Source organism: Leuconostoc falkenbergense (assembly GCF_014634805.1).
GTDB classification, from domain to species: Bacteria; Bacillota; Bacilli; order Lactobacillales; family Lactobacillaceae; genus Leuconostoc; species Leuconostoc falkenbergense.
The window spans coordinates 1-8,484 of sequence record NZ_BMBS01000056.1 but is presented as its reverse complement, the minus strand read 5'-3'; the positions used below and the strand labels follow the sequence as shown (position 1 = coordinate 8,484).

General features: G+C 37.2%; 9 protein-coding genes and 1 pseudogene. 2 read left to right on the top strand and 8 right to left on the bottom strand.

Annotated features, from left to right (window positions below):
* Positions 1-42: 42 nt before the first annotated feature.
* From IEU71_RS09365 to IEU71_RS09350, 4 genes are all read right to left on the bottom strand, one after another.
* A complete protein-coding gene (locus tag IEU71_RS09365; protein WP_036066649.1) occupies positions 43-285 on the bottom strand; it encodes a hypothetical protein in 243 nt (80 codons plus the stop codon).
* Positions 286-464: 179 nt separating this feature from the next.
* Positions 465-899, bottom strand: a complete 435-nt coding sequence (locus IEU71_RS09360; RefSeq protein WP_004912085.1) for a hypothetical protein — start codon at positions 897-899, stop codon at positions 465-467.
* A gap of 410 nt (positions 900-1,309) precedes the next feature.
* Entirely contained in the window at positions 1,310-1,612 is a 303-nt protein-coding gene (locus IEU71_RS09355; protein ID WP_004912082.1) for a hypothetical protein, read from the bottom strand.
* A 143-nt stretch (positions 1,613-1,755) separates the two neighbouring features.
* The gene (locus tag IEU71_RS09350) at positions 1,756-2,523 is read right to left on the bottom strand and encodes a helix-turn-helix transcriptional regulator (protein ID WP_004912079.1); all 768 of its coding nucleotides are present in this window, start codon (positions 2,521-2,523) and stop codon (positions 1,756-1,758) included.
* A gap of 190 nt (positions 2,524-2,713) precedes the next feature.
* Between IEU71_RS09350 and IEU71_RS09345 the strand changes: the two genes are divergently transcribed.
* Together IEU71_RS09345 and IEU71_RS09340 are read left to right on the top strand one after the other, a co-directional pair.
* Complete coding sequence (locus tag IEU71_RS09345) at positions 2,714-3,037, top strand: hypothetical protein (RefSeq protein WP_004912078.1); 324 nt, start codon at positions 2,714-2,716, stop codon at positions 3,035-3,037.
* A gap of 287 nt (positions 3,038-3,324) precedes the next feature.
* A complete protein-coding gene (locus tag IEU71_RS09340; RefSeq protein ID WP_004912072.1) occupies positions 3,325-5,301 on the top strand; it encodes a hypothetical protein in 1,977 nt (658 codons plus the stop codon).
* A gap of 210 nt (positions 5,302-5,511) precedes the next feature.
* Here the strand turns inward: IEU71_RS09340 and IEU71_RS09335 are convergent, their stop codons facing one another.
* The 4 genes and pseudogenes from IEU71_RS09335 to IEU71_RS09320 all read right to left on the bottom strand — a co-directional run.
* Positions 5,512-6,633 carry a tyrosine-type recombinase/integrase gene (locus IEU71_RS09335; protein ID WP_004912069.1) on the bottom strand — a complete coding sequence of 374 codons (1,122 nt, stop codon included), beginning with the start codon at positions 6,631-6,633 and terminating at the stop codon, positions 5,512-5,514.
* 126 nt (positions 6,634-6,759) lie between these two features.
* Entirely contained in the window at positions 6,760-6,960 is a 201-nt protein-coding gene (locus tag IEU71_RS09330) for a hypothetical protein (RefSeq protein WP_080519687.1), read from the bottom strand.
* Positions 6,961-7,052: 92 nt separating this feature from the next.
* Positions 7,053-7,397 carry a hypothetical protein gene (locus tag IEU71_RS09325; RefSeq protein ID WP_021210580.1) on the bottom strand — a complete coding sequence of 115 codons (345 nt, stop codon included), beginning with the start codon at positions 7,395-7,397 and terminating at the stop codon, positions 7,053-7,055.
* Positions 7,398-7,734: 337 nt separating this feature from the next.
* Positions 7,735-8,484: pseudogene (locus IEU71_RS09320) on the bottom strand (hypothetical protein); the annotation flags it as partial.

The window sequence follows — 8,484 nt, the reverse complement described above, 5'->3', positions numbered from 1 at the left end:
TGTTTTAGACAATTACCATTAAAGGCGCTGCGGCTTTTTTATTCAAGTGTTCGGTTTAATTTTACAATCTACCTTATCTACTTCGAGGTTTAGAGAGTTTTGGCGTTTTATTTCTTTTGTGTTGGTTTCACTCGAACGCTTGCTATCACTATCCTTACTGGTACTTGTGGCATGATGTTCAAGAGGGGGGGTAGAAACTTGTCCTTCTGCTGACACCGTAACAAAAGGTGTCAGTAAATTGATTATGATTATCCCTATTAACATAATTTTTGGTAATTTAGCCATTGCACACTTGTCCCAATCAGATTAGGTATTCATTATCACTGGAAAAGTTGCCTAAAAGGTGAAATAAATTCGAATACTGTGTAACGAATTTGTGAACAAATTGTGCAGATGTCGCTAAACCTGTCTAATACTTCAAACTAAAAATTGAGCACGACATAATTTATGTCGTGCTCAATTTTTTACTTATCTGTCACAATCACAGTGGCATTGTCGCCAATGTAGATTGATGTTTTCTTACCTGTTTTATTATCAACCAGATTCACACCATGTCCGTTACGGTCAAAGCTAAACGAACCAGTATATTGATAGATTATCTTGCCCTGATAATCTTTGATGACAATTTCACGTTTTTGATTGTTGTTATATTCCAACTGGTAAGTCTTTTTTGACTTAATGTAACTCGATGAGTGGATATAATTATAATATTTTGACGACGCTGCTAAGCCGAATACAACCAGCGCCACAATAATACCTATAACAGCAATTGTGTTACCTAGCCTCTTTTTACCACCAAAGAAATAAGCATAGACACCTAGTAAAATAATGACAACAGGCACGGCAAACATGGCCGCCCACAGCACCCAAGAAATAGGCGTTGGCTGAATATGAAACATTTGATTCTCCCCAATTAATGAATTTTTTGTTATTTCTTACTATATAATATCAAACATTTCATCAATTTTCACCTTGAGATGATGATAAGAAGATTATGGTATTTTTCAAATAAAGCAGGACATATTACTATGATTATAAATAGATGTCTGCTAGTATTAAGTTAATTAGTCGCATGAAAGGAGCAGTTAATGTATACCACAGTACTTTTTGCCATTATATTCTGCGTGATTGTCAGGGTAATTTTCTTAGCGATTGGCTTTAACGCTCGCCATCCCGTAGCCAAGTATGTTTGTCAGTTCATTGGATTTGCGCTATTAGTCTTTGCCATTATATTCTTGCTCACGCATTACTGGTGGTGGATATAATTGGCAATTAAGCTATCTATTTTTCAAGTTCGCCAACCGACCCGTCAGCGATTCAGATAGGTAACGATGTTCTGCGCGATGCAGGTATTCACAATCCCCATTGTGAATTCACCACCCTTGTCAATATTCAGTTCATTAGCCATAATCTGATTTTGTAATTGTTTATTATCTACCAAGAGTCGTAACAAGTCATTCTTAGAAATTTTATTTTGGCTCGTATCGCCCTCGTGTTCCGCATAAAAATAATAACGATGTGCGCCCACAGCAGCAATATTACCAATATTTCGGAGGGCATCTTTAAAACTATGTTTCTCTGCAATACCATAGTTCATCTGATTATCATTCATGATTTTGACCTCCCAATCTCTTCAATCAACCTACTATATAGTTCTCATTATAGTACAATCTGAAGGCAGAATTTTCCGAATTTTTTAATCTTTTTTCAATAAAAGTAAAAAAATTATCCCCAGTAATGATTTTTTTGTTTAACCTACTGCACCACCAGTTCTTGAATGATTTTATTAAAGTGGTTTTTATTTTTTAAATCCTTAACTGATTGGAAATTCATACTCAAATTGTCATGATCCTTTGAGTACATCAATCTTGTGATAGCTGAAACATTGCTTTTCATGACGGTGCTAACTGATGATCCCGGTACAATTCTAGCAATTTTAACGTAGCTGCCTTTGTGATAAGCCATTACGTACGGATCTTTGACGCCGGGGTTGAGTCCCGTTGTTAGCGTTAGCTTCGTCCACTCCGTCCCCATGTCATTATCTGAAAACCATTTTGTCCAATAACCATGGTTTGTCTTATTATTGGGATTAGTGACTTTATCGCTAGGCATTTTTGTATAGGCTACTTTGTATTGCAAAAATGGGTTCATGCGGTCAATTGTATCAATGCCTTTTTGGTAACCAACCAACAGCATACCTAACCATAATACCAATAACACAAAAATGGACCCCAGTATCATTGTGAGCCGCTTATAGCGATGCTTCAATGACACATCTTGATCAATTGCTTCAGCAATGCTTTTCTGTTTGTCTCTCATGTCGATTTCTTCTCCGAACATTATTTTTTCGAAAGATACGTCAAACAAATCACTCAAACGCCTTAAGACATCCAAACTAGGATAATTTTTACCTGTTTCCCAAGTTGACACAGTTTGCCGGCTGACATGAACTTCATCTGCCAGCTCCTGTTGTGTCATCTTTTTTTGTAGCCTTAGTTGTTTAATATCTTGTTCAAAACTCATAGCTTTCATCTCCTAATGTAACCGACTCACTAAGAACAATACTAGCAATTCATGCTTGCTCTTGTAAAGCAAGCGTCACTAGCATGGCATTATTTGGGGATTTGCGCGTAAAAAAATATCAAGGTTTAATTACTTCATCATGATAACAATTGCTTATGGTACAATAAGAAAAACTCGAAGGGCAACTACTATGGAAGAATTATTTGGCATGATTTTGGTATTCTCAGACACGTTATTTGATGTTGATGATGACAAACCATTTGGATTCAGATTCTGGCTCGCACTAGTCGTCTGGGCTGTTACGTTTGGTGCTTTTATCATTGCACTTTACATGTTCATCGTGTTTGTGCCAAGCTTATTTAATCACCCACTAACTCAGTTTTGGTGGGTGTGTGTTGGCATAGAAGTGCTATTTGGTGGGATGTCTTATTTTTTAGGACGGCGCACTGTAATTTGGGCTTGGCAAATTAAAAATAATATTCAAGCCCATTACCCCCAAAAACATACAGATTAATCATCTATTTTTCATGATTAGGGTGTTATAGAAACAACCAAAAAACCACGACTTAAATTTGAAGTCGTGGTTTTTTTGATTCTGATTGATATCATTTTTCGAAACAAAATTCAAAATATCATCACATTTAAAATCTAAAATTACTATTAATGGTAAAAATAATGCCACATTTACAAAAAATTTACCAGATATTTTCACAAAAACAAAATAACAATGAGACACTAATTAAGTACAGAAAATTATTATTAAGTACACATCGTTATATCAAAACACTCAGGGAGAATATGATGAAACGCACACTCACTCGAACACTCAAGCTATCAGCAATTGCGCTGATACTCTGCCCAAGTTTTTGCACTAGCGTCATAACTGCTTCCAATATCAATGCCATTGATATTGATGCCGCGCAAAAAACCAAAGTTTATAGCGATGCTGATGTCAAGCAAGTGATAAACAACCTTAATGATGATTTATCGGAAATTTCAAAGTCAACTAAGTCTGATAGTGATACTGATTTGAAGCCACTATCGCCAATGTATAAAAATAATACTGATAATATACTCAACGCAATCGGCGCCGCTGCTTCTTGGGCAACGGCAGCATTCGCCGATAGTACCAAAGAATCTTGGAAAGCCGGAAAAGGTCTCGCTTTTAAAGAAAGTATGACTGGCTTGGCTAAACTGTTAGATTTTGGTAAACTGTTTGGTCCTCTAGTCAAACTATTTATGGGATTCGGCTGCCCGGGGGAAGAATCACCTGAAATGAAAGCAATCAATGATCTAAAAAACACACTCAACTATTTTCAAGAACAAACAGCAGCTCATTTTAAAACAACCAATCGAAAAATCGATTTAAACACGATTACCCCACTCGTTCAAGAACAAATCACCATGCAACAAAATTTCAAAACCGCTAACGGTGGTACAGACGCTCTAACTGGAGAGCTACATGCTAAAGAATATTTCACTGGAAAAAACACAAATGAAACAACATTTGATTATAATACAAAAGCAATTTATCACACAATTGGCGATTGCAAAGTAGAAAACAATACGGTTAGTTTTTCACAAGACAAAAACACAACATTTGTTGGTGATGTACAAAAATTTGGCAATGCTTTAACCAGTAGAACATTACAAGGCAAGTCATACGATTCATTTAATTTATACGCTGCCTATTTGTCTCTTGCTCGAGAACTTAATTTTGCAACATTCAGTGACAGAGAAAAATGGAACGAAACCATCAAAGATGATTGGGCGTACCTGACTCAAGTTGCAACGCTAGGCATTTATGCCGATGCCATGCGTTGTCAAGCCATTTCTATTGCTTTTGACCGACTAACTCATAATGACGCATTCTGGCAAGATAAGACGTCAGCAATTGAGACAAAACTTAGAAAAGATCTAGCGGCTTATTCGGATGTCAAGAAACAAGATGAGAAACAAGATGTGAACCTCTTCGGCTTAACCGTTACAAATATCGGCACTAACTCAAACGACTACACAAGAACCTATGGACCAATTACAGCAGTAGAGCGCAATACCACAACCCCATTAACCGAATTAAGCCAAAAAATCGAACAAAATTATAACAACAATCAAAAAGAATTTGATCAAGAAAAGAGTCTTTCAAACCAAGGTACTTACTATGATTATGCAGCTGCCACATCATTTACGACGAACAATTCTTGCCCATTGTATCGAGCAGTCTTAGGTAGTGCTGGCGGCAAAGACGCGCAAATCAAAAAACAAGGTGGCATAACGAACCATTGGGGTGTCGCTAATCTAATGGGTCGCCATGGATTAGTTGATGGCTTGGAACCAGTTGCCAGTTTAGATCATAGCCCACTCGAAGCACAAGATAATGATCCGCAAGGCTATGATATGAGTAACGCCTTGTCTAGTCAACAATTAGCTAATATGATGGCTGGCTTAGATGTAAAAGGGCAAAGTTTGGAACAATTTTGTCCAGAGATAAAAGGTCGCCCTGTTTATGCTAATAATTTTGACCCTAAAACCGATGATCATGGTGTCTCATCAGGTTTCATGTACTGGGAAGGTTATGATTTAGATGCCAATTATTACCGTGGCACTAAATTAGACCCTAATCAAAAAATAAAACATGCCTTCTACGAATATTACTCATTTTTAAATTCATCGGGTGTTGGCTCCCGGTATTTGCCTACTGAATGGCAGCACACAAAGCAAGCCGTAACCATTTTAAAAGCTGGGAAACCTATGAATCCAAGTTATCTGATTCAATAAAAGTCATAGCCAACATTCAAACTCATTTGTATTTAAAAAGCAAGCTACTGTTAGAAAATCAGTAGCTTGTTTTTTGTCATAAGAAAAAGCGTCATATCAAGGTTTTTACAACTTGATACAACGCCATTCAATGGTTAGTGGAGAAGAAGGGAGTTACTACACCCTTGTTATATCAACATTCATGGCGGTTTGTACTATATTTAGTACCATTTAATCAATCAAATCAGATAATATGTTGCCTGTCTCATCACTGGCTCGCTTGGTTATATCACTATAAACATTTAACGTCATGGCAACGTCTGCGTGTCCTAGATAGGTCTGTACCTGTTTAACGCTTGCCCCTTGTTCTATGGCTAGTGTCGCCCACGTATGCCGTAACTTGTGCATGGATAACCCAACCGCTACACCATATTTATTGCTGACATCATGCAACCATTTGTTAGGTCTCATTACCTGTAATGTTTTACCCTGATTATTGAATACATAATCGTTTGGCTGTTTGTGTTTGCTATACTCATACCAATCAGACAATACAGCCAACATTTTATTATCAATTTTGAGGGTACGCTTACTAGTTTGACTTTTAGGCGCTTTAATATACGTACCACCATTAAAGCCACGTCCTAATGCCTGCACTATTTCAATGTAGCCATTGTTAAACTCAATATGTCGCCATTGTAACGCTAAAAGTTCCTCTGTTCTCATCCCCGTAAACGCTCCTAGTCTTAACAAAGTGTATGCTTGTCTGTTTATCTGGCTATACTGGCTATCTAAAACATCTATAAATGCTTTAAATTCGTCAACATCCATGAATTGCTTTGGTTTATTTAGCTGTCTGCGCTCTCTAGGCATTTCTATTTTAGTAAACGGGTCTATATTTAACATATCCATGCGTACAGCTAGGTTTAACAAACGTCTAAAATATCCTGTTATCTTTCGATAATGTAATATCTTGCCTTGCATTGTGTTAATATAACGCTGTAAGTCTAATGGCTTAATATCAGTTACCAATGTATCGCCCCATTCGGGGATGATGTGAACGTTAAAAACATTCATAGTCTTGTTTAACGTGCTTTCTTCAACGGTATACTGATATGTTTCCAGCCACATATTGTATAGCTCTTTAACAGTCAAAACGTTAGGGGCTATTTTTTTGTTGTACTTACTCTCGCCATTATCAAATAACACAGTCTCGTTATTAAACCATTGTCTAGCGCTGTGTTTACTATCAAACCCCCGCTTTTTAATTCTGACTTGCTGACTATCGTTTATTAAATAGCCATTGACCTCCCAAACTTTCCCTTTTGGTGTATTCACTTGTTGTAACTTCATGTTGTAACCTCTTTATTATCAACAAGTAAACAGTGTTTAAAGATAAATAAAAAAGCATGTTCACACGCTTTCATTATTTCACACTGTTATGATGTTGTTTTTAGCTTAATACTTTCTTAAACATTGTTAATCATAATAATGTCTAACAGCTTCATCAATTTCATCACGATTGTATCTCATGCCATGCTCTGTGGGATAACCTTTTACCTTGCCTGTCTTCACGTATCGTTTGATAAAAGTATTGTCCGCCACACTGATATATTTGTGCGCTTCACAACGCTTTAACCACGTAGCCCATTGCTGGGGATGATTATTACTTGCTGTCATGTATACTCCTTTCAAAAAAAGTAAGGTTTTATTAGGTTTATGCTTACATTTGCCTGTAATTTATCCGACTTTTGCCGACATTTACATGCTCATTACTCAACGCCCCTCAATTCTAGTTCTGTCTCAAATTCAATATTCTTACTGCGGTATATGCTCTCTTGCCGTTGAAATTCTTCTTGTAGCGCTTGTAATTTCTCAGGACTAGGTTCATGTTTCGTGTGGTCGTCCTTGTTAATGTTATCTTGAGAATATCCTAACGTCTCTAGCGCAAATTTATATGTGTCTATCTGGTGTTTCAATAAAAATATTTCATGGTCCGCCATGATGTGGCGTGTCTCTTGATTGTAATTGACCTTTTCTAAAAACCTAATATGTCTCCGTTGTTCAAAAATATAACCAATCAATACTATAAATATAAAGCCACCTATATAATTCATTTCATCCCCTTTTCGGTTGTTTTCTGCTAATTTTGTCATCCGTACCAAAAAACAAGCCTATGATGTGCCGTAGTTTTTTCTGTATAGTAGCCTGTAACCCTTGATATAAAAGGCTTTTGAATTTTGTACCATATGTGCCAACTTTTTTTCACACTACACACTATATAGGCTTATTTATTTTTTTTATGAAAAACAATGGAACAAGTGGCACGGTATGTTAAACCCTTGCGCCCCAACCATTACAGCGTTTTGGCTTTGGTACAAAAAAAGCACATTTTGATGACAAGTGCTTTTATACCATAGCTTCAACCCCTGTTTTCGTGGCACAAATTCCCACTTAATCATCAAAATATGGCTTCAAATCTAGTCCGTCCCAACTCCAAACGGGGTTATCTGTCGTCTTGCCCGTTTGATGTGAGCGTGTCTTTATTTTTTTATATCCTAACTGCTCCATACGGATATTAAACTGTTTACGTTGTAACTTGCTGTGTATGCCGTTATCTTGTAACCATAATTGAAATAAGTCCCACGTTTGAGAAATACTAGCGCCACCACTATATAGGTTGTCATCCTCTCTTGTAACATCCTTTAAGAAAGTAGTGACTAAGTCCTGACGTTCTAGCCATTCCCTTGTAGCTGTTTCAATCTCATCACTAGTTGAAAACTTGCCCCGTTGCTTGGCTTGTTGATAAGCTGTTAATACACTATAAGCAAACGCTCCCACTTCTTTAACGGCTTGTTTCTCATCCCACAATAACGCTCGCTTGGCTTGTTCCTGTGGTCGTTCTCTGGCTCTTGGTGCTGTCACTGGTACAATCTTGATACGTTGTGATAACGCTACATTGACGGCTATATTAGGTGTCTGATTGGCACCAAACAACAACAAAGCATAGAATTTTAAACTCAAGGCATCCGCATTCTTGGCTTCAACGTCTATTCTGTCCCCACCCGATAGACTTCTTAATGTGTCGGGTACTTCAATACGGGTGTCTGGTAAATCTAAATGGATATTACTCAACTTCTCAAATAGTCCGATTAGTCCAAATCTTGCACTCTTGCCGTTACTACCTGCGATTGTGTCCATATC

Excerpts from the sequence above, each read along its gene's own strand:
- IEU71_RS09365 (WP_036066649.1), bottom strand. The coding sequence starts at position 285 with ATGGCTAAATTACCAAAAATTATGTTAATAGGGATAATCATAATCAAT.
- IEU71_RS09360 (WP_004912085.1), bottom strand. The coding sequence starts at position 899 with ATGTTTCATATTCAGCCAACGCCTATTTCTTGGGTGCTGTGGGCGGCC.
- IEU71_RS09355 (WP_004912082.1), bottom strand. The coding sequence starts at position 1,612 with ATGAATGATAATCAGATGAACTATGGTATTGCAGAGAAACATAGTTTT.
- IEU71_RS09350 (WP_004912079.1), bottom strand. The coding sequence starts at position 2,523 with ATGAGTTTTGAACAAGATATTAAACAACTAAGGCTACAAAAAAAGATG.
- IEU71_RS09345 (WP_004912078.1), top strand. The coding sequence starts at position 2,714 with ATGGAAGAATTATTTGGCATGATTTTGGTATTCTCAGACACGTTATTT.
- IEU71_RS09340 (WP_004912072.1), top strand. The coding sequence starts at position 3,325 with ATGAAACGCACACTCACTCGAACACTCAAGCTATCAGCAATTGCGCTG.
- IEU71_RS09335 (WP_004912069.1), bottom strand. The coding sequence starts at position 6,633 with ATGAAGTTACAACAAGTGAATACACCAAAAGGGAAAGTTTGGGAGGTC.
- IEU71_RS09330 (WP_080519687.1), bottom strand. The coding sequence starts at position 6,960 with ATGACAGCAAGTAATAATCATCCCCAGCAATGGGCTACGTGGTTAAAG.
- IEU71_RS09325 (WP_021210580.1), bottom strand. The coding sequence starts at position 7,397 with ATGAATTATATAGGTGGCTTTATATTTATAGTATTGATTGGTTATATT.